Source organism: Hyphomicrobium nitrativorans NL23 (assembly GCF_000503895.1).
Taxonomy (GTDB): Bacteria; Pseudomonadota; Alphaproteobacteria; order Rhizobiales; family Hyphomicrobiaceae; genus Hyphomicrobium_C; species Hyphomicrobium_C nitrativorans.
The window spans coordinates 1,448,071-1,468,604 of record NC_022997.1; the positions used below are offsets into that span (position 1 = coordinate 1,448,071).

Here is a 20,534-nt window from a genome sequence, read left to right on the forward strand (position 1 = left end):
GGGCGAAGGAGCTTGAGTTTCTATCCACGCCTCCGGGAAACGGAACAACCTTTTCAGTTGGGTTTCTATCCACGCCTCCGCGCGGGAGGCGACGCGTCGCTCATCGTATGAGCCACAGCAGGGCGGCGTTTCTATCCACGCCTCCGCGTGGGAGGCGACAGACCGTGGGGCAGATGCTCGAAGCCGTCTGGGAGTTTCTATCCACGCCTCCGCGCGGGAGGCGACTGGGGTGATATTCGGCATGGCCGGATCGGGCGGCGTTTCTATCCACGCCTCCGCGCGGGAGGCGACACGATCGGGAGCGCTGACCGGAGCTAACAGCTGCGTTTCTATCCACGCCTCCGCGCGGGAGGCGACCCGGAGATTTACAACGACCTCGACGAAGATGTCGTGTTTCTATCCACGCCTCCGCGCGGAGGCGACCACGGCCTCCGGGGAGGGATGGAGGATGTGGGAGTTTCTATCCACGCCTCCGCGCGGGAGGCGACCAGATCGCGGGCACAGATGACAAGCTGAGGGCGAAGTTTCTATCCACGCCTCCGCGCGGGAGGCGACCGGCTGCTCCTGATCGACACCGACACGTTCTTCACGTTTCTATCCACGCCTCCGCGCGGGAGGCGACGCCGGGCCAAACCCCACCCGGATACATTCAGCGGTTTCTATCCACGCCTCCGCGCGGGAGGCGACCCTTCGCGAACAGCACCGTCCCGAACGTTGCGATGTTTCTATCCACGCCTCCGCGCGGGAGGCGACCAGCAGCTCATGCCGCGCGGCGCACTCGTGCAAAGTTTCTATCCACGCCTCCGCGCGGGAGGCGACGGACGCATCTGCTGAACAGACTGCCGGGATTGAGTTTCTATCCACGCCTCCGCGCGGGAGGCGACTTGATGGTCTCAGGCAGGTCGGCGCGCGAGATATGTTTCTATCCACGCCTCCGCGCGGGAGGCGACTTTACGTCTTCGGCGGTGACGATGCGGACCCGGCGTTTCTATCCACGCCTCCGCGCGGGAGGCGACAAGAGTGCAACCTTTACGGTGTTTCCTCGCCAATGTTTCTATCCACGCCTCCGCGCGGGAGGCGACAGGGCGCCTATTACGCCAAGTCGCTGACGGACGCGTTTCTATCCACGCCTCCGCGCGGGAGGCGACCAGAACTCCGCGTCATCGTCATTCGCCTCAGCGAGTTTCTATCCACGCCTCCGCGCGGGAGGCGACGCGGCCACCATTGCGCTTGATGCAAATCACCGCGGTTTCTATCCACGCCTCCGCGCGGGAGGCGACGGGCATGACTCGTTCATCCCGACAGATATTGTGCTGTTTCTATCCACGCCTCCGCGCGGGAGGCGACGCCAGCGTTAGGCCTTGCTCCACCGCGCACTTTTGTTTCTATCCACGCCTCCGCGCGGGAGGCGACCTGTGATCGCGGAGAAGCAGGAACAGGTGATCGCGTTTCTATCCACGCCTCCGCGCGGGAGGCGACTGAGCGTTGACGTTTCGGTCGGCATGGCAACGGAGTTTCTATCCACGCCTCCGCGCGGGAGGCGACGCTAGTGTAGGTAACTTACTCGTTTGGTTTGTCAAAATCCCTCGCCGCCGCGAACTATGCGTCGGGCGCTCCTGTGTAGCCAATTAATCTGTGATGGGATGGAAATTTATAAGATAATACAGTGCGGTAGAGCAGCGCGAACCCTGCTTGGAGTAGCGGGCATGCTTGCGGTTCGCGCTCTTTAAAAAGGCGCGTCAAACGATGAGCGGACCGTTCAAGTCTGCGGCAGGTTTGGCGCCCACATGTTCCACGCGCCGCTGCCAATTGGTGCCAAGAAAGTAATAGCGCAAGCTGTCGTGGGCCGGGTCGATCAAGCCCTCCAAGTTTGCCTTGAGCTTAATCCACTGCGCCTGATCGACCTCCACCTCGAAGACCGAATACTGCACACGCTGACCAAAATCACGACAGGCTTTTGCCACGCGGCGCAACCTGCGCTCACCGCCTGGCTCGCTGGTCCTCACATCGTAGGTTACAAGCACCATCATGGCGATTTTTCCCGGAACGCTGCGTGTCTCATTTCCATATCCACGGCGGATAGGCATCCAAATCGCCACGCAGGTGGCGAGCCAGAAGCAGCGCTTGAAGGTGGGGGACGAGGCCAAGGGGCGCCACCTCTTCGAGAAACGGATGCCGCCGCTCTTCCTTCTTCCTTTCCTGCCAAGCTGTGAGAACAGTACGCCGGCCGTCATCGTTCAGTAGAACGGCGCCACTGTCCTGGAATTCGAAATCTCCGGCGCGTAGCTGTCGGCGATTGATGAGGGACAGCGCCAGGCGATCCGCGAAAATTGGGCGCAATTCCTCCATGAGGTCGAGGGCCAGGCTGGGCCGCCCCGGGCGATCCCTATGAAGAAAACCGACGGCGGGATCGAGACCTACGCCCTCGGCCGCGCTTCGGCACTCGTGCGTGAGAAGCGTGTAGAGAAAGGATAGGACGGCATTCACCGGATCGAGAGGAGGACGGCGGCTGCGGCCGCGGAAGCAGACGGCGGCATCGGGCGAGCGGATAAGATCTCCAAACACGGAAAAGTAGCCGAGGGCAGCCTCACCCTCGGCTCCGCGCAGGGTATCGAGCCCGCGCGTTTTGAAAGCGACCTTGCGCAGAATTGCCGCCTGGCGATCGACCACCTGCTCCACGCGCTCCCGTCTGTCGGGCGGCATGTCCGATCCGTAGTCGCGTAGGGCGCGCTGAAGGACGAGGCGCTGATTGGCTATCTTGGCGGTCACGAAACTGCGGACAATCTCGTCCGGCTGCTCGGCAACCTTGTATTGCTTTCGTCGCAGAAGGACGTTGCCGGATACGGGACCTTCCACCCGCGCCTGGAACCGGCCGGCGCGATCGAGTAGCACGATCGTTATGCCGAGCTGAGCAAGCGCCTGGATCAACGGCGGCGATATGAAGATGCCGCCGAACACAACCAGAGACGTCAGCATGTGGAAGGGAACGCGAGCACGTTCGGCACTCTCGACCTCTGCGACGAGGTTCTCCCCATCCTTGCGCAGGGATGCGCCTTCCGTTGTGACATAGAGCGTATTGAGCAGCTTTTTCACGGTGCCTCGCTCGCGTCGCGCAACAGCGTCTCTTCCACGGCACGATGGAGGAAGCCGGCCGCTGTCTTCGTAGTGGCCTTGGGGCGGCATACGTCGATGAGTGAGCAGGCGCGGCAGCGATCATGTTTATAGACGGCAGGTGGTGTCTCTCCGGCGGCGAGGAGAGAGCCAAAGGCGCGCGCGGTCTCTTCCGTGAGGCGCCGCAGCTCGACGTCAAACGGCACAACCACCCGCCGCTTGGTTCCGCCGTAGAAGAGCGCGCCTTCGGTCACGCTCCGGTTCGTCATCTCCTCAAGGCAGAACGCCTGGGCGCAGAGCTGAACCTCATCCGCGCGGTGTAGCTTCGGTTTGCCGCGCTTGTATTCGACAGGAAACGGAGTTTCGGGGCCGCCAGGAGCCTCTCTTCGAAACTCGACGAGATCGGCCGTGCCGGAAAGGTTGAGGCGGCGGCAGGCGAGCGGCAAAGCCGTGACGCGGCGGACCAAGCCGCGCGTGCGGCGCGACGGGTCGTGGGCGGCCTCATGCAGCACGCGGCCCTCGGCCGTGAAGCGGTTCTCCTCCCACAGGCGCTCGATATGGATGAGGGCGGCTTGGCGGATGCAGAAGACCGCGTGTTGGAGGGCGGAAATCGGGATCGGGTCGTCGAGCTCAGGCATCCTTCGCTCCGGTACGCTAAAGCTCAACCACCTCCACGCCGTCCGGAAGACCGTTGAGATCGACGGACACTTGATAGTCGGAGTAGGCGCGCGCCGGCGGGTAGTTGTCCAGCTTCGCGCTGTCGACGTCGTAGAGGTCGTCCCCCACTTTGCGCTGCACTTTCACGCGCTCGAACAGCTGATGGGCAGGAGCGTTTCCGAGCGCCGAGGCATGCTTGAAAGCGACGACGCGGCGCGTTGCCATCTCTCCGCGCGCGGCCGAGCGGTCGTGCTCGAACATGGCTTTCAGCGACGCGAAGAGATGCTTCAGATCCGCGTCGCTGAACCCGGTTCTCTCCGCCAGCTTGGCGTTGACGAAGATATGGGCGCGATAGAGTCCGTAGGGCACGATATGCTTGCGGCCCATGGTTCGGTTCTCCGTGCGATCGTCTCCGGCATCCTTCTCGCGCGCGGCCTTCTCCTTCTCGTTGGTCGCAGCCATGCGGGTGATCGAGATCTCGAGCGGCAGAATCTTTTCCACCGAGGAGGCGAATGCGACCTGTACGGGGCCGCGCACCTGGCCAGCGTTGATGCCGGTGCTCATCACGGCTCCGAATGTGCGAACGTCGAAGAAATTCTCGCACATGAACCGGGTAAGGGCCTTGGCCTCGTCATCGTTCCTGGGATTGAGTTTTGGAGCCTTCTCGACCGTGTCGTCACCCGGCCGTTCGGCCTTGTAAGCCTCGCGATGGCGCTCGTTCAGGATCGAGCCCTCCTGCACGTAAATCCGATAGCCGGCCTCCGCCCCGCGCGCGAGCTCTGTGTAGTTGCGGATCTTGCGCTTGAGCGAAACATCGGACACCAGCCCGTGGCTCGTCTCGGGATCGATGCGCGGCAGGTTGCCCGCGTCCGGATCTCCGTTCGGGTTGCCGTTCTTGACGTCGAACAAGAACACGATGTCATAGCGGTTTGCGAGCGCGGTCATTGAGCATCCTCCCCGGAGGTCGTTTTCTCGGCTTTGCGGAAGAATTCGTTGCGCTGGTGGTAATAGCCGAGCGCGAATAAGGCTTGGCTCTTGTCAGGCAGGCTGGCCGGAAAGGGATCGTCACCGGGTTTCATCAGTTCCATGATGGCCGAAATCGCCTTTTCGAGGTTCACTTGCCGCCCCTTGCTCTGCTTCGCGACCTTGGACAGATGGTTCGAAGCGCCCGACGCCAGAATGTGGAACACCTTGCGCGGCTGGGCCGAGGCGGCGCCGAAGAATTTGTCCTTGACCGTCGCGTTGACGCCGGTGCCGAGCGCCGCGACCTGGACCTGCTCGTAGACCGCGAACAACCGCCCGAGCAGATAGCCGGCATCCTTGAATTCGGGATCGAGCGACACGGGCGTCTCCTTCACCTTGAAATTTCTTATGAGGACGGACTTGAGAATGGCGACCCGCAGCGCGTTGACGTCGTGGTCCGCGCGCAGGCGCATGACGATCGACGAAAGTAGCGTGAGGGGATAAGGCGAGCCTGTGAGGATCGCGCGCATCCAATCACCCGCAAGGTTCGGCTGAATGTTCTCCGTTTTGCGAAGCGCTGCGGTTTCAATGAGGAGCCGCCACATTGGCGGCCACCCGTCCTTGGGCTCGGGCTCGATCCGCATGCGCTCGTGATGGTCTGCGTAGCGTCTGGCGATCTCGCCGAAATCGTCTTCGACGTAGAACCGCACCGAGAGGCGGGCTGCGTTCGGCGCCAGCCCGAGAACATGGAAACGCACGCCCTCACGGACGGGATCAAAATCATCGACCGGAAGCCCGCGCTGGATCCTCTCCAGGATCGCAGCGACTTTCTTTGCCTCCCCTTGGTCCGTGACCTTGCTGAACGCGCCGAACAGGCCTTCGGCCTTCCTGGCGGCGTTTGTATCCGAGGCATCGGCCCAAAACACCGTCGTGGCGTCGCCGATCTGAATGCGATTTTGCGTGCCGCGCAGAAATGCGTTCAGGGCTTCGGTGTAGGCGATCGCCGCCGCCTCGGACAGTGGCGCGTTTTCGCCTTGCTCTTTGCCGTAGGAAGTGAAGGCATTGAGGTTGAAGGACACGATCGATGCGCCGGCCGTTTGTGCCCCCCACACGCCCTTGATCGCGGGATGCAAGCGTGCGAGGGGGCCGCGCTCGCCGGTCGCGAGGCATAGCGCGTCGGTCTTTTCGCCATCCCCCGAAAGCCGCGCCCAAAGTGCTTTCGCCGCTGGGCGGTCATGAATACGGATGTTGTCGAGGCGCTCGCGCTCAAGGGCGAAGGCAACGTTCTGATCCTTCATGTCCTCGGGCCAGCCGAGTTCTCCGAATTTCTCGGGCGTCCAGAAGTCGAGAAACCCAAGAAGCGCGAGAAGCCCTTCGTCGGTCGTGCCTTCAAGCCATTCGCGGTGCTTGTCGGCGAATGCCCGGTGCTCCTGCGCCGTGCGTTTCGCTTCACCGGCTGTGACGCCGAGCGCGTATGCGGTCTTGTCCCACAGAAAGTTCGGCATCACGCCCGACGTGCGTTTGCCGGGCTGCGGGACCGCCATGAGCGCTGCTGTTCTCCTGCGGCCGTCGGCTTCCCGCAAATCGTGTGGGGGACCTGAAGGCTGGCCGTCGGACGTGAGCGAGACGAGAAAGCCGATCCTCTGCGGGGAATACCCGGGCGCCGGGGTTTCGCCTCGTGCGGCCATGCGCTCGTAGGCGCGCGCGAGGGAGGCGAGCGCGGTCATTCGGTTGCTCCAACCAAATGTGAAGTGGGCTCGCCGCCTTTCAATTTTCCTTTACATATCAACTGTTTGCCAGTTTCTATCCACGCCTCCGTACTCGAAGCGACTAGGCGACGAGCCATTGCCACTTCTACCACCATGATAATCTTCTGGCAAACTGTAGATATAGACGTGGCGCGAGCATGAATCAGGTAAATGAGGAGGGGTGTCTCCGCCTTGATCCGGATCCTGGCGGAGAGCCTGGGATTGGGGGCCTTCAAAGTCTCTAGTCCTGGGAGTTTCATCTCCTCACCTCAGGCGAATCCGGGGCCGGCACCTTTACGACCCCGTCCTTGAGCGTGGCGCGGAAGACCATCGACGAGCGGTCGCCCGCGTGGTCGATGTCGTAGAGCATGAAGCCGAGGTCGCGCGGTGTGCCGAACCCGAGGCTCGCCGTTCTGTCGTCGGGATCGGCAACGGGCGCGGGAGCGCCGGTTTCTAGCAATTCGAACTCGGCCGGGAACTCGCGCGTGCCGAGGCAGGGCTGGTGGAAGCACTGACCTTTGCGCGCGCGGCGGTTGAAGGTGTCCAGGTGCTTGCCTTCATTGTCTTCAGCGCCGGCTCTCGATGTCATGATGAAGTGCGCGGAAATCACGTAGGCGACGTTCGTCAGCAGCGTCGAGGCGCGCTGCTGACGGTTGTCCTCGACGACGAGCGCGAGATCGCCGACGTCTCCGGTCCTCATCGCCTTGCGGATCGAGGCGGCCGGAGCCTTGGCGCCGACCTCGTTTCGGCGGACGGACTGAAAGCGGATAGGTTTCAGGACATGGATCTCGTCGACGATCCATCGGATCGCCGGCTTCCAGTGGATCGCCTCGAGGATGCCGCGCGCCGCGGAAGGCGTCATGACGTCATACGACACCCGCTCCACTTTCATCTCCGGGCGCGTGAAGCAGGCGTATTTGCCCTGCACCAGAAGGCGAACTCCGTAACTCATCGCGGCTCCTCCGGCGGGCGGCACGCCGTCATATGGACGTTCACGGATGTTCGAGCGTTGGGGCCCGGCTGACTAGATCATGTTGCCCTCTATCCCCAGTTCATCGCCCTTTTCCCACAGCAGACCCTGCTCGCGGGAGTAAAAGCCCGACATCGTGTTGATCAGGCTTTCCTTGAGGACCACGAACTGCGTCTCGAAGCCAGGGACGTACTCGGCGTGGCCATTGTCGACGAACCGCTGCCGATGGCGTGGCGGAACCTGGACCAGGTAGCGCTGGAGCTCACGCGCTGCGCGGCCTGCGGTGATCGTGCCGTCGCGAAGCCTTCTCAGGATCGTTTTCGATTGGTCGTCCGTCGCGATTATGATCGGGGCCATGCCGTCCCGGATGAGCCTGAAATTCTCTCCCACCTTGCGGTAGGAGAAATCGGTGCTCCCATCGTTTCCGGCGAACTGATCGAGGACTTTCGCTGGGGCTTTTCGTCCGTCGAGATTGGGCATCGGGACGTCGTCAAGCCCATCCCGGTGTCGGTTGTCTCCACGCTGCCAATAGACTTCCCTGAAGTAGAGTTCGATGCCAGGCTTCACGAGTGGATCCGGAAATGTTCTTGCCACGCGGGCCATGGCATCGGCAAAACCCGCGATCTCCGGCGGCGGCTTGGCCTCCGACGGCTGGAACACAACGACAAGAGCGTGCTCCTTTGGTTGCTCCCATTCACGGTTACAGCGGCCGGCGGCTTGGATGATCTGGTCGAGACCTGCCTCGGCGCGCCATACGCGTGGAAACGAAACGTCGACGCCGGCTTCAATCAGGCTCGTGGCGATCACGATGCACGGTTTCTTGTGCTTCAGCTCCTCTCGTATCTCCGTCAGGATTTCGGCGCGGTCGTTGGCGATCTGACGCGTCGTGAGGTGGATCAGCCCTTCGATCCGCGCATCCTTGGCCGCGAGAAAAAGATCTCGCGCGTGCTTGCGGCTGTTGACGATGACGAGGCCCTGCGGCACCTGGCGAAGCTGCTCGATCAAGGAATTGTCGCTCAGGACACCAGCCATTTCGAACGTGACGCGTTCGAACGCGGTATGGAGCTTTGCGGGCTCGAGCGCCAGCTCATGTGATGTCTCGAAGCCAAATCTAAAGTCCGGTGCTTTGAGAGCGGGCTGTGTGGCCGTGCACAGCACGATCGTGCAGCCGTAGTTGTGGGCAAGCTCATCGAGCGCCACGACGCAGGGACGGAGCACGGGCAGTGGTATTGTCTGTGCCTCGTCAAGTACGATGACCGCATTGGCGAGGTTGTGCAGCTTGCGGCAGCGCGAGGGCCGGTGCGAGAAGAGGCTTTCGAAAAGCTGTACGTTCGTTGTCACGACGACGGGCGCGGCCCAGTTCTCCATAGCGCGGCGTAACTTCCGTTCCCTGCTTTGCGCGTTCCGGTCGCCGGTCTCTTCAGGCAGATCCTTTTCCGTGTCGACCTGCGCATGGTGCTCGAGCACCGCGTCGTCGCCAAGTATGTCGCGGAAAATCTGCGCGGTCTGATCGATAATCGACGTGAAAGGGGCCGCGTACACGATACGCCTCATGCTCCAGGCGCGTGCGTGCTCCAAGGCAAACGCAAGCGATGCCAGCGTTTTGCCGCCTCCCGTCGGCACGTCGAGGGTGAACACACCTTTGGGCATTGCCGTCTGGCCGCGCACGTGCGCTAGAACATCGCGTCTCAGGACATTGAGCGGAGCCGCGCGCTCGGCCGGGGTGAGCTTTGCAAGCTTGTCATCGAGATGCGCATCGAAGCCGGCGACCAATCCCGCAACTTCGTTAGGCAGCTCGGGCCATGTGCGGTCGACCTCGATGCCGGTGACGTGAGCGTGGTGCGCCTCCGTATTCAAGCGATCGGCGTCTACAAGGCACGAAAAAATCATGCGGCCCAGAAATGCGATCTGGAAAAACGATTGATCGTCACCCTGACGCAGCGAGAAGTTGCGGGGGACAAGGTTGTCGGTCTCCGCTTCGACTTCGGTTTTCCACGCTGCATCGAGAATGGGAATTTTCTTTTTTAGGCGATCATTCAACGATCCGCCCGATCCACCGATACGATCCGGCAGCCCCGCGTGGTGCCCAGCGATCGCATACGCGACGAGTTCGGCCATGATGGTGTCATCCGAGTCGGATCGGACAAGCTCCAGGACGGCCTTGGCGCCTGCGGTCGAGTGATCGCAGTTCTCTCCCTTGCCTTCGATGTAAAGTTTGAACTTCTCGGCGTATTTGCCGAGGTCGTGCAGCCAACCCGCGAGAGCTGCCGCGCGACCGGCGCCGAACGCATCCCCGAATTGCATCGCAAGCGCCGCAACCTCACGCAGGTGGGCGACAAGCGTTTGCCAATCGGATTTATCTTCGTTCTCCGTCGAATGTGCGTAGTGCATACAAAACTATGTGCGGTTGAAAGCTCTCAGCTTCGGCTAACAACTTGGCCGTGTCACGATCGGATTTGCATGGAGGCCGTGAAAACGGGCGCATTCTGACGAACCAATATGCGATTTCCGCGAGGTAGGCGGGAGGATTGAATGGGGCGGTTCATCGAAGGCGCGCCTGAAGAGACGGGCCGCTCAGACGACCATCCGGAAACGATCTTCGAGCTCTACCTCTACGGCTATCTCAACCAGGTACAGTCCTCGCGCGGTTTCGAGCGCGAGTGCCGGCGGAACCTGGAGCCGATCTGGCTCACCGGTCGCCTGGCATCCGACGTCAAGATCATCGCAGACTTTCGCCGCGATAACGGTCCAGTCTTCCGTAAGGTATGACAGCAGTTCGTCGCGCTGTGCCGCGGTCTTGACCTCCTGGGTGCGAGCATCGTGGCGATCGACGGCCGAGAGTTTAAAGCTGTCAATGCCAAGGCGAAAAACTTCGCTCGCGAGAAACTCAAGCGGCGCATGGACGAAAGCGGAGAGACGTAGGTCTCGCTTACCGATCCCGATGCTTGCGCCATAGCAACGATGAGCAGAAAGCCCCGTGTGATCCGCTACAATGTGCGAACTGCCGTTGAGGCGAAGCATCATCTTATTGTCGCCCGTGAGGTGACGAACCTTGGCTATGATCCCGCTTCTCGAACCCGCTCCGCTGAGCCTTAATCGTGCGTGTTCTGGGCCTTCCGCTGCGCCTCATAGGCCTTTGCGCCGGCCAACATAAATTGTGTGCGTTTGACGATGCCAGTGCCTCCGACCACGCACGCGAGTTCGCCGTCCCCGAGGCTGTCATTCCGTTCGGGTGCTGGCTCGTCTCTGGTCAAAGCTTCGTCATGCTTGCACCGAACGCCGTTTCGGCCTGTCATAGGTACGTTTCGCATCTCAGTGAATGACCTCCGTCTTCGACGCGATAAAGCCTGCATCCGTTGCGAGCTGCTTTTCGAATGGAATTGGCGCCGCTCCGCCCTGCACGCTTGTCAGTTCCTCGTCCGATAAGTCCGCTGCCGGGATGTGAAGCGGTTCCGATGTCGCTCGACCTTGGACCGGCGGCGCGATCTGGCGCGTTTTCTTTGCCATTGGCTTGCTCCGTCTCTTCGAACAGTCGGATACAAGATGCAGAAAGCTGATGAGCGGGCTTTGCTTTATGTCCAGAAAAGTATCCCGCGTTTCCAGAATGCGCGGGGGCTATTCCGTACACACCTCGCGCCTCTTGAACTCTCGTCGCTTCCAGGCGACATAGGCGAGCCGTGAAAGGAGGAGCCATGCCGCTGGTATTTAATGACGATATCCTGATGGGTTTCGTCGGAGATACGTTTGTCTTCTCGATGCGCGATGAGCAGACGGGAGATACCGTCTCCTGCGAAATCACCAGGGACGGCCTGCAACGAGCGATCCAGAAGAAAGAGGTCTACGATCCTCGGATCGCGTTCTCGATGTACAAAGCGCGCTTCGGAGAGCTTGCCAGCAAGCGCTTCGACGAGGGGCAAAGACCCGCGCGCATTACGATCGAGGATGTCGAAGCCTTCTAGGAATGAGCTAAGGGGAAACGATGCGTTCTTTGCTTGGCGCGCTGGTCGCTCTCAGCGTGATTTTATCGGCTACGGCCGCACCGGCCACCGATGCCGTTTCGGGAAAGTACTGGCTCAAGATCTGTGAAAACAGCATCACGCGAGAGGGCTGCATCGGCTACCTGAGCGGGCTGATCCATATGGAACTCTACGCCAGCCAGCGGATGCCGGATGGCCCGCTCTGGTGCGCTCCCGACGACGCTTCGGTGAACGACATGATGCGAACCTTCGTCCGGTTCCTAGAGGACCGTCCCGAACTGTTGCATGGCAGTGCCGTTCAATTGGCCCACTTGGCCTGGGCTCGCGCATATCCCTGCAAGCGGGACTAGCACAGAGGTATGTCGCGACGCCTGAACCGAGGCGAGCGACACGCTCCGCTGTTCAGAACCGCCAGTTCATACGCCCGGTCACGCCGTGGTCTTCGACGTCGCTTGCGATCTCGCCGTTGTAGGAGATGCCAAGCGTGGCTGACGGAGAGAGGCTGATGTCGAGGCCCGCTTCGATCAGTGCGGCATTGCGCGCAAGCGGAACGCCCGTAATCGTCATGCCCGGTGCGCCGCTCGCGAACGCAAGCGCGCGCGTCGGATCAGTATCGCCGAAAGCGTGCTGCCACGCGATAGAGGCACGCGGCGTGACGGTCGTGCCGCCGATCCGCGTGGTCGCGGCAAAGCGGATGCCGAGCGTCGAGAAGCCGACATCCTGTGAGCCGCCGAAGCCGTCGAGTGCGGCTGCGCCGCCCTGTTCGGTAAAGCGGTCCGTCGAGACGTGGGCGTAAGCAAGACCGGCGAACGGTTCGTAGGCGAGGCCGCCTGCAGTGAGAGGCAACGCGATCTCGCCGAAGATCTGCCCCGTGTCGCCGTCGTAGTCGGCTTCCACGCGGTCGAGGAAGCCCGGGAAGACGACCGTGCGCTCGGTGTCGATGTCGCTCCAGCTCCAGGATGCGCCGCCGCGCAGCGCGAACGCGCCGACCGGGCCGCCGGTGTAAGCTGCAAGATGATAGCTGTCGATCTCGGCCGACGAGATGCGCTGCGAGACGCTGACGTTCGAGCGCGAGTAGCCGAGCGCTGCGCCTGCGCGCCAGCCGTATCCGATGCCGGTATCGACGCCGGAGAGGAAGCCGCCGATGGTGCGCTTGGCGGTTGCGGCATTGCCGTCGCCGTCCGTGTCGCCCCACGAGCCGAACGCCTGCGTCCAGAACACCAGCGGAGATGCGGGAGGCGGTGCGTCATAGCCGGATGCGCTGCCGCTCCCCATGCCGAGGCCCATCATTGGCGCGTCGAAGCTGCCCGCGACGGAGGTCGTGCCGGTGTTGGCGAGCGAAGCCGTTTGCGTGGTGCTTCCCGCCGCACCGCGCGCATGGAACGCCTGCTGAAGCCGCGCAAAGAGCGCGTTGCGCGTGAAGCGGCTGTCGCGCGCGAGCGTCGCGCTCAACGTCGCGTGGACTTCGCCCGAGAGCGCGTCGAAGGATTGGCGCGCACCTTCAGCGCTTTGGCCGAGCACGATGTTCACGAGCGGGTTTGTTGGGGGCAGGCCGTTCATGGCACCGGCAACCGCCGTCTGGTTCGGCGTATCTGCGACGCTCGTGAGCGCGGTGGAATTGCGCGTCATGGTCAGCACGACATCGTTTCCGTCACCGCCGGTATAGCTCACGCTCGGGGTGAGAAACGCAAGATTGCTCGTGATCGGCGCGAACGTGCCGACCACGGCGTCAACACCGTCGTTGTCGATAATCAAATAGTCCGTCGCGGCAGCGTAATTGCCGTTCTCGGCCAGCACACGCAACGCTGCGCCCGTGATGTCGACCGTGCCGTTGACGATCACGAGATCGCTCTGGCCTGCGGCGTTGACTTCGATTTCGAGGATCGATCCGGCCTGAAGAATGTACGGGCCGTTCACGGTTTGCGTTCCGATAGAGTTGCCCGGCGCGTGGATCGCGCCCGGCCCAACGTTCAATGTGCCGACAATCGTGCCCGTACCGCCGAGTGTTCCGCCGACGACGTTTGTCGTTGCGCCTGCGCCTCCAACCTGTCCGTCTACTTCGAGCCGTCCGGAATTGATCGTCGTGTTGCCGGTAAAGTTGCTGCCCGTCAGCGTCCATGCTGAGGTGCCGTTTTTGACCAGCTCAGAAAAACCGTTGAACTGCGTGGTGTAAGCGATGCTGCCGTCGGTCGCTCCGCTCAGCACGATCGCGTCATTGCCTGCGCCCTGCACGCCCCCGACAAAGGAGGCGGTTGGTTCTATCGTCACCGAGTTCGTGCCACCTGTGAAGCGAACTGCCAACGCCTGGCTGCTGTCCGAATTGATGCCGCCTCGGATCGTTCCTGTCACGACAAGATCGACGTTTTCACCGTAGACACCGTGGCCTCCGTTGGCTGGGCCACCTGCACCGGCATTGCCGCCGCTGACTGTTCCTGTCACGGCAAGACGGCTGTTGTAGAGCCAAACGGCGTTAGCGCCGTTTCCGGCATATCCTGTGTTGACCCCCGCCCCCGCCGACCCAAGATTGCCACCATTTCCCCCGGTTATCGTGCCGGTAATTTCGATATCATGGCCACTATGGAGAACATACAAGCCTTCGCCGCCGCGGCCACCCGAGCCGCCCTCGGCTGTGGAGCCGCCGTTTCCTCCATGGCCTCCGTTGCCTCCCGCTACAATGGTGCTGATGATCCCGGTAAAGTTTGAACCATTGACAACGACGCCGTTGCCGCCTCCGCCGCCGCCGCCGCCACCGCCGGTGCTGTGACCGCCGCCACCTCCGTCGCCTCCTTTGACGTCCACAGTCGGCAAAAGGGATGGAGATAAATAGCCGTGCGCCCCGCCACCGCCGCCACCTGCACCATAAGTGCCGCCGCTGCTACCTGCGCCGCCGTCTGCACCCGCAGTGGTGCCCCCGGCGCCTCCGACGCCAAGCGTTGCGGAGCCATGTCCACCGTTGCCGCCGGTGGTGCCGCTACCGCCGCCGCCGCCGCCACCACCGCTGACGGTATTGGAATTCTGCACCGACGAGCCCTGGCCAGTAGAGGCAGGTGCATTGACGAGGCTCCCCGAAGGAGTGCCGCCTGTTCCCGCAGTGCCGTTTCCACCGCGCCCCGAGGCCAAGCCTTCAGCAGCCCCCAAGACCAAAAGGATGCAGAGGGATAAAGGCCAAATTCCAAGACCTTGCGTAGTCAGGTCGCGCGACATGGCGTTGGCCTCCCGGCCACATCTGGAACGCGATACGTGTCGAAGGGATCAAAATTCGTTAGCGGACAATAAGCAGGTTGGGCTCAGCCACCATCCGTAGCAGTACGGATGGCTTGCGTTTAACCTCGTAGCGTCGCCTGAGTGTGACCCTTTGGCATCGAGGCACAATGGCGCTGTGGCCTGTCGTGGCAGACGAGCGCGCGAGGATCGTCGCTATCGGCGGCGCGACGGGAAAGCGACGACGTTCGCATCAACTTTCTTCCCACCGACAAGCTCGTGCTGCAACAGACCACTCCGGTCGTCGACCAGGGCGGCACGCGGACGATGCAAAGCGCGGCTCGGGCCTCACCGCTTCCGCCACGTTCCGATGCCCATGCAGGTCGTGATGGACTAGAAAAGCTTGAAACCCGGCCCGTCGGTATCGTGATCTGCGGTGACGGGCGAGCCCCCGCTCAGGTGCGGCGCGCCGGTTTCGGCATCAGGTCCGTGATCGTGCCCTCGAACATCTCGGCGGCTTGTGCGATCGTCTCCGATAGCGTCGGGTGCGGATGGATGGTGGCGGCGATGTCGGCTGCGTCGGCGCCCATTTCGATGGCGAGTGCCGCCTCGGCGATGAGATCGCCGGCGTTGGGGCCGACGATGCCGCAGCCCAGAATGCGATGCGTTTCGGGATCGAACAGCACCTTCGTCAGTCCCTCGTCGCGGCCGAGCGAGAGCGCGCGTCCCGATGCGGCCCAGGGGAAGGCCCCCTTGCCGTACGATACGCCGTTGGCCTTGGCCTCCGTCTCGGTCAGGCCCACCCAGGCCACCTCCGGGTCCGTGTAGGCGACGGAGGGGATCACGCGCGCATCGAAGGCGGAGGCGAGCCCGGCCGCCACCTCGGCGGCGACCTTACCCTCGTGCACGGCCTTGTGGGCGAGCATCGGCTGGCCGACGATGTCGCCGATGGCGAAGATATGCGGGACGTTGGTGCGCATACGACGATCGACGGGCACGAAGCCGCGGTCGTCGACGCCGACGCCGGCCGCTTCCAGATTCAGCAGTTTGCCGTTTGGCACGCGCCCGACCGCGACAAGAACCTTGTCGAAGGTTTTGCTTTGCGGTGCGGCGGGACCTTCGAAGGCAACGGTCAGCCCGGTGTCGCCGGGCTCGACCTTCGTCACCCTGGTCCCGAGGTGGATCGCCTCGTAGCGCGCCTCCACGCGCTTCATGAGCGGGGCCACGATGTCGCGATCGACGCCGGGAATGAGCTGGTCGGTCACCTCCACCACGCTCACCGTGCTGCCGAGCGCGTGATAGACGGTCGCCATCTCAAGGCCGATGATGCCGCCGCCGATGACGAGCAGCCGCTTGGGGACATCCTCCAGGTCGAGCGCGCCGGTGGAATCGAGCACGCGCGGGTCGTCGTGCGGAACGAACGGCAGCCTCGCCGGCTCCGATCCGGCCGCGACGATAGCCTGCGCGAAGCCGATGCGCTGCACGGCACCCTCGTGCACCACCTCAAGCGCGTGCGGTGAGACGAACCGGCCGGTGCCGGTGACGACGGTCACCTTGCGCTGCCTCGCGAGGCCGGAGAGTCCGGACGTCAGCTTGCCGACGATGCCGGTCTTCCAGGCACGGAGCTGGCCGAGATCGATGTCGGGCGCGCCGAAACGCAGCCCCGCGCCGGCCATCTCGCGCGTCTCCTCGATCACCTTGGCGGTGTGCAGCAGCGCTTTCGAGGGGATGCATCCGACGTTGAGGCACACGCCGCCGAGAACGGGTGCGCGCTCGACGAGCACAACGGTCTTGCCCAGGTCGGCGGCGCGAAACGCGGCGGTGTAGCCGCCCGGGCCAGCGCCCAGCACGAGGAGATCGGTTTCGATGTCAGGAGCTTTTGTCATACGCACCTAGAGAACGAGCTGGCGAACGTCGCCGAGGATCTCGGCGAGGCGGCGCGTGAAGCGTGCGGCGAGCGCGCCGTCGATCACGCGGTGATCGTAGGAGACGCAGAGCGGCAGCATGAGGCGGGGCGTGAAGGTCTCGCCGTTCCATACCGGCCGCGTCACCGCGCGCACGACGCCGAGAATGGCCACCTCCGGCGCGTTGACAATCGGCGTGAAGCCCGTGCCGCCGATACCGCCCAGGCTCGAAATCGAGAACGTCCCGCCCTGGATGTCGGCCGGCGCGATCTTGCCGTCGCGCATGCGCTGCGAGACCGTGGACAGCTCCTGGCTGAGCTCAAGGATCCGCTTGCGATCCGCGTCTTTGATGACCGGCACGACGAGCCCGTCCGGCGTGTCGACCGCGACACCGATGTTGTAATACCTCTTGAGGATGAGGGACTGGCCGTCGGGGGATAGGGAGGCGTTGAACTCCGGGAACTGTTTCAACGTCGCGACGCTCGCCATCATGAGGAAGGACAGCATGGTGACGCGGTAGCCCTTGGCCCGCGCTTCGGCGTCGAGGGTTCTGCGGTAGGTTTCAAGTTCGGTGATGTCCGCCTCGTCGGTGTGGGTCACGTGCGGAATGCTGACCCAGGCGCGGTGCAGGTGCGGACCCGAGAGCCGCTTCAGGCGCGATAAGGGTGCGACCGTGACGGGACCGAATTTCGAGAAATCCGGCTGAGGGACATCCGCGATTGTGAGCGCGCGTCCCGTCGCGGACCCGCCGCCGAGGGCCGCCTTCACATCGGCTTTCGTGATCCGACCCTTCTCGCCCGTTCCCTTGAGCGCCGCGAGATCGATGTCGAGTTCGCGCGCGAGGCGCCGTACGGACGGGCTCGCGTTGAGGCCGTCGAAATCGGCGGGCGCCGGAAGCACGCTCGTGTTGGACGATACGTTAGAAGATGCGGGCGGCGGTGAGGGATCGGCAGGCCCGTCCGGATCTGCCTCGGGCCGAGCCGCCGCGGGTGGCGTGGGCGCATCGGCGGCGGCGGCCGTGCCCGCTTCGTTGGCCTCCGCTTCGAGCCTCAGAATGAGATGCCCCTCGCTCACCGTATCGCCGACGTTGACGAGCACCTCTGCGACCTTGCCGGCCGAGGGCGCGGGGATCTCCATGCTCGCCTTGTCGGATTCGAGCGTCACCAGCGGGTCGTCGACGCTGACGACGTCGCCCGCCGTCACGAGCACTTCGATGACGGGTACCCCGGAATAATCGCCGATATTCGGCACTTTGACTTCGATCAGGGACATGCGGTTCTCCACGCTGCCGATCCGGCTGCGGCTTTCCACGCTCGGGTTGGAGCTTAGATTTTTACGGGGTTGGGCTTGTCGGGACGGATGCCGTATCGCGCCAACGCGTCCGACACGCGGGACGACGGGATCCGGTTCTCGTCCGCGAGCGCCTTCAGCGTCGAGGCGACGACGAAATGGCGGTCGACCTCGAAATGGAAGCGCAGCTTGCGGCGGGTATCTGAGCGGCCGAAGCCGTCGGTGCCGAGCACGCGGTAGGCGTTGGGCACGAAGGGCCGGATCTGCTCGGCGAACGCCTTGGTATAGTCGGTCGACGCGATCACGGGCCCTGGGCCGCGCTCCCGGAGGAGCTGCGTCACGTAAGGCGTGCGCGGCGGCTCCTCGGGGTTGAGCAGGTTCCAGCGCTCGACCTCCTGCGCCTCGCGGGCAAGCTCGGTGAAGCTCGTCACGCTCCAGATGTCGGCGGAGATGCCGAAGTCGCTTTCGAGAAGCTCCGCGCCGGCGATGACCTCGCGCAGGATGGCGCCCGAGCCCATCAACTGCACCCTGTGGCGGCGCCCCTTCGCCGTTCCGCTCGTCGACTTGAGCAGGTACATGCCCTTGACGATGCCGTCTTCCACGCCTTCCGGCATCGCCGGATGCTCGTAGTTCTCGTTGAGCACGGTGATGTAGTGGAACACGTCCTCCTGCCGTTCGATCATGCGCGCGAGTCCGTTGCGGACGATCACCGCGACCTCGTAGGCGAAAGTCGGATCGTAGGAGACGCAGTTCGGGATCGTCGCGGCGATCAAATGGCTGTGTCCGTCCTGGTGCTGGAGCCCTTCGCCGTTCAAGGTCGTTCGCCCGCTCGTGCCGCCGATCAGGAAGCCCCGCGCGCGGCTGTCGCCCGCCGCCCAGGCGAGGTCGCCGATGCGCTGGAAGCCGAACATCGAATAGAAGATGTAGAAGGGGATCATCGGTACGTTCGAGGTCGAGTAGCTGGTCGCCGCCGCGATCCACGACGACATGGCGCCGGCTTCGCTGATGCCCTCCTGCAGCATCTGGCCCTTCTGATCCTCGCGGTAGTACATCAGTTCGCCGGCATCCGACGGGCGATAGAGCTGGCCCACCTGGCTGAAGATTCCGAACTGGCGGAACATGCCCTCCATGCCGAACGTGCGGCTCTCGTCGGGCACGATCGGCACCACGCGCGGACCCAGCGTCTTGTCGCGGAGCAGCGTCGAGAGCAGGCGCACGAAGGCCATCGTCGTCGAGATCTCGCGTCCGGGCGTCGCCTTGAGCAGGGCGTCGAACTGCGACAGCTCGGGGGCCGCGAGGCTCTCCGAGCGCCGGCGCCGTGCCGGCAGGAAGCCGCCGAGCTCCGCCCGCCTGGCGCGCAGATAGCCCGCCTCCTCCGAATCCTCCGCAAAGCGCACGAACGGCAGCTCGCCGATCCGCTCATCGGGGACCGGCACCTGGAACCTGTCGCGGAACTGGCGCAGCGCGTCGATATCCATCTTCTTCTGCTGATGGATGATCATCTGAGCTTCGGCGGCCTTGCCCATGCCGTAGCCCTTGACGGTCTTGGCGAGGATCACCGTCGGCTGGCCGGTGTGAGTGACGGCGCGCTTGTAGGCGGCGTAGACCTTGGAGGGGTCGTGCCCGCCGCGCGTCAGCTTCCAGATCTCGTCGTCGGACCAATTCGCCACCATGGCCGCCGTTTCCGGATAGCGGCCGAAGAAGTTCTCGCGGATATAGGCGCCGTCCTTGGACTTGAAGTCCTGGTATTCGCCGTCGACGCATTCCTCCATGAGCTGGCGCAGGCGGCCCGAGGTGTCGGCTGCGAGCAGCGGGTCCCAGTTCGAGCCCCAGATCACCTTGATGACGTTCCAGCCCGCGCCGCGGAACACGCCTTCGAGCTCCTGGACGATCTTACCGTTGCCGCGCACCGGGCCATCCAGTCGCTGCAGGTTGCAGTTGACGACGAAGATCAGGTTGTCGAGCTTCTCGCGGCCCGCGAGCGCGATGGCGCCGAGGCTCTCGGGTTCGTCCATCTCGCCGTCGCCGCAGAACGCCCACACGTGGCGGTTGGACGTATCGGCGAAGTTGCGGCCGTGAAGATATTTCAGGAATCGCGCCTGGTAGATCGCCATGATCGGCCCGAGGCCCATCGAGACGGTGGGGAACTGCCAGAAGTCCGGCATCAGCCATGGATGGGGATAGGAGGAGAGGCCGAGGCCGTCCACCTCCTGGCGGAAGGCCGAGAGCTGCTCTTCCGTGAGGCGGCCTTCGAGGAAGGCGCGGGCATAGATGCCGGGCGAAGAATGGCCCTGGATAAACAAGAGGTCGCCGCCGTGGTTCTCGGAGGGCGCATGCCAGAAATGCTCGAACCCCGTGTCGTAAAGCGTTGCCGCCGATTGGAAGCTTGCGATGTGCCCGCCGAGGTCCGACGATGTCTTGTTGGCGCGCAGCACGATCATCGCCGCATTCCAGCGGATCGCCGAGCGGATGCGGTGCTCGACCTCGCGCACGCCCGTGTGCGGCGGCTCCTCGTCGGCGGGAATGGTGTTGACGTAGGCCGTGTGGGCGGCAAAGGGCAGCCGTGCTCCGGACCGGCGCGCAATCTCCACGGCGCCGCTCAGCACCTTGTCCGCCTGATGCCGGCCTTCGAATGCAAGGACGGACGAGATCGCGTCCTCCCATTCGCGACGCTCCGCGTTCCTGTCGTCGATCTGGTCGTTCATGGGATCAA

The 20,534-nt window shown here is 63.5% G+C and carries 15 protein-coding genes and 1 CRISPR repeat array (1 of these 16 running past the window's edge); of the genes, 3 read left to right on the forward strand and 12 right to left on the reverse strand.

Translation table 11 applies throughout. From position 1 onward, the window contains the following. Positions 1–1,545: direct repeats of the CRISPR family, unit length 32 nt; unit sequence GTTTCTATCCACGCCTCCGCGCGGGAGGCGAC (it extends 115 nt beyond the left edge of the window). A gap of 194 nt (positions 1,546–1,739) precedes the next feature. From cas2 to W911_RS06750, 7 genes are all read right to left on the reverse strand, one after another. Further along, positions 1,740–2,030, reverse strand: coding sequence for a CRISPR-associated endonuclease Cas2 (gene cas2 / locus W911_RS06720; RefSeq protein ID WP_023786782.1), 291 nt, complete (start codon positions 2,028–2,030; stop codon positions 1,740–1,742). Between the two features lie 28 nt (positions 2,031–2,058). Next, positions 2,059–3,093: a type I-C CRISPR-associated endonuclease Cas1c gene (cas1c, locus tag W911_RS06725; RefSeq protein ID WP_023786783.1), complete on the reverse strand. Its 1,035-nt coding sequence runs from the start codon at positions 3,091–3,093 to the stop codon at positions 2,059–2,061. Beyond that, positions 3,090–3,749 (reverse strand): CRISPR-associated protein Cas4, encoded by a 660-nt coding sequence (gene cas4, locus W911_RS06730; protein WP_023786784.1) that lies wholly within the window; start codon positions 3,747–3,749, stop codon positions 3,090–3,092. The genes cas1c and cas4 overlap by 4 nt, the downstream gene beginning before the upstream one ends. Positions 3,750–3,765: 16 nt before the next feature. Further along, a complete protein-coding gene (cas7c, locus tag W911_RS06735; RefSeq protein ID WP_023786785.1) occupies positions 3,766–4,713 on the reverse strand; it encodes a type I-C CRISPR-associated protein Cas7/Csd2 in 948 nt (315 codons plus the stop codon). Further along, a complete protein-coding gene (cas8c, locus tag W911_RS06740; protein ID WP_023786786.1) occupies positions 4,710–6,458 on the reverse strand; it encodes a type I-C CRISPR-associated protein Cas8c/Csd1 in 1,749 nt (582 codons plus the stop codon). The genes cas7c and cas8c overlap by 4 nt, the downstream gene beginning before the upstream one ends. 277 nt (positions 6,459–6,735) lie before the next feature. Next, on the reverse strand, positions 6,736–7,431 hold the full coding sequence (gene cas5c, locus W911_RS06745; RefSeq protein ID WP_023786787.1) for a type I-C CRISPR-associated protein Cas5c: 696 nt from the start codon (positions 7,429–7,431) through the stop codon (positions 6,736–6,738). Positions 7,432–7,503: 72 nt separating this feature from the next. After that, entirely contained in the window at positions 7,504–9,840 is a 2,337-nt protein-coding gene (locus tag W911_RS06750) for a CRISPR-associated helicase/endonuclease Cas3 (protein ID WP_041316383.1), read from the reverse strand. A 141-nt stretch (positions 9,841–9,981) separates the two neighbouring features. Between W911_RS06750 and W911_RS18550 the strand changes: the two genes are divergently transcribed. Next, positions 9,982–10,218 carry an IS1182 family transposase gene (locus W911_RS18550; RefSeq protein WP_051388524.1) on the forward strand — a complete coding sequence of 79 codons (237 nt, stop codon included), beginning with the start codon at positions 9,982–9,984 and terminating at the stop codon, positions 10,216–10,218. Positions 10,219–10,761: 543 nt separating this feature from the next. Here W911_RS18550 and W911_RS06765 read toward each other — a convergent pair. Next, a complete protein-coding gene (locus tag W911_RS06765) occupies positions 10,762–10,956 on the reverse strand; it encodes a hypothetical protein (protein ID WP_023786790.1) in 195 nt (64 codons plus the stop codon). A 185-nt stretch (positions 10,957–11,141) separates the two neighbouring features. On the opposite strand from W911_RS06765, the gene W911_RS06770 reads away from it, so the two are divergent. Together W911_RS06770 and W911_RS06775 are read left to right on the forward strand one after the other, a co-directional pair. After that, positions 11,142–11,408 carry a hypothetical protein gene (locus W911_RS06770; protein WP_023786791.1) on the forward strand — a complete coding sequence of 89 codons (267 nt, stop codon included), beginning with the start codon at positions 11,142–11,144 and terminating at the stop codon, positions 11,406–11,408. Between the two features lie 20 nt (positions 11,409–11,428). Then, positions 11,429–11,776 (forward strand): Rap1a/Tai family immunity protein, encoded by a 348-nt coding sequence (locus tag W911_RS06775; protein ID WP_023786792.1) that lies wholly within the window; start codon positions 11,429–11,431, stop codon positions 11,774–11,776. A gap of 52 nt (positions 11,777–11,828) precedes the next feature. On the opposite strand, the gene W911_RS17270 is transcribed toward W911_RS06775, so the two are convergent. From W911_RS17270 to aceE, 4 genes are all read right to left on the reverse strand, one after another. Beyond that, positions 11,829–14,447 (reverse strand): autotransporter family protein, encoded by a 2,619-nt coding sequence (locus W911_RS17270; protein ID WP_158412842.1) that lies wholly within the window; start codon positions 14,445–14,447, stop codon positions 11,829–11,831. 635 nt (positions 14,448–15,082) lie between these two features. Next, a complete protein-coding gene (lpdA, locus tag W911_RS06785) occupies positions 15,083–16,513 on the reverse strand; it encodes a dihydrolipoyl dehydrogenase (RefSeq protein WP_081717665.1) in 1,431 nt (476 codons plus the stop codon). A 6-nt stretch (positions 16,514–16,519) separates the two neighbouring features. Continuing rightward, positions 16,520–17,803, reverse strand: a complete 1,284-nt coding sequence (aceF, locus tag W911_RS06790; protein ID WP_041316385.1) for a dihydrolipoyllysine-residue acetyltransferase — start codon at positions 17,801–17,803, stop codon at positions 16,520–16,522. Positions 17,804–17,856: 53 nt separating this feature from the next. Then, positions 17,857–20,526: a pyruvate dehydrogenase (acetyl-transferring), homodimeric type gene (gene aceE / locus W911_RS06795; protein ID WP_023786794.1), complete on the reverse strand. Its 2,670-nt coding sequence runs from the start codon at positions 20,524–20,526 to the stop codon at positions 17,857–17,859. Positions 20,527–20,534 lie beyond the last annotated feature (8 nt).

Bases quoted from the DNA above. Each gene is read 5' to 3' on its own strand.
- cas2 (WP_023786782.1), bottom strand. From the start codon at position 2,030: ATGATGGTGCTTGTAACCTACGATGTGAGGACCAGCGAGCCAGGCGGT.
- cas4 (WP_023786784.1), bottom strand. From the start codon at position 3,749: ATGCCTGAGCTCGACGACCCGATCCCGATTTCCGCCCTCCAACACGCG.
- cas7c (WP_023786785.1), bottom strand. From the start codon at position 4,713: ATGACCGCGCTCGCAAACCGCTATGACATCGTGTTCTTGTTCGACGTC.
- cas8c (WP_023786786.1), bottom strand. From the start codon at position 6,458: ATGACCGCGCTCGCCTCCCTCGCGCGCGCCTACGAGCGCATGGCCGCA.
- cas5c (WP_023786787.1), bottom strand. From the start codon at position 7,431: ATGAGTTACGGAGTTCGCCTTCTGGTGCAGGGCAAATACGCCTGCTTC.
- W911_RS06750 (WP_041316383.1), bottom strand. From the start codon at position 9,840: ATGCACTACGCACATTCGACGGAGAACGAAGATAAATCCGATTGGCAA.
- W911_RS18550 (WP_051388524.1), top strand. From the start codon at position 9,982: ATGGGGCGGTTCATCGAAGGCGCGCCTGAAGAGACGGGCCGCTCAGAC.
- W911_RS06765 (WP_023786790.1), bottom strand. From the start codon at position 10,956: ATGGCAAAGAAAACGCGCCAGATCGCGCCGCCGGTCCAAGGTCGAGCG.
- W911_RS06770 (WP_023786791.1), top strand. From the start codon at position 11,142: ATGCCGCTGGTATTTAATGACGATATCCTGATGGGTTTCGTCGGAGAT.
- W911_RS06775 (WP_023786792.1), top strand. From the start codon at position 11,429: ATGCGTTCTTTGCTTGGCGCGCTGGTCGCTCTCAGCGTGATTTTATCG.
- lpdA (WP_081717665.1), bottom strand. From the start codon at position 16,513: ATGACAAAAGCTCCTGACATCGAAACCGATCTCCTCGTGCTGGGCGCT.
- aceF (WP_041316385.1), bottom strand. From the start codon at position 17,803: ATGTCCCTGATCGAAGTCAAAGTGCCGAATATCGGCGATTATTCCGGG.
- aceE (WP_023786794.1), bottom strand. From the start codon at position 20,526: ATGAACGACCAGATCGACGACAGGAACGCGGAGCGTCGCGAATGGGAG.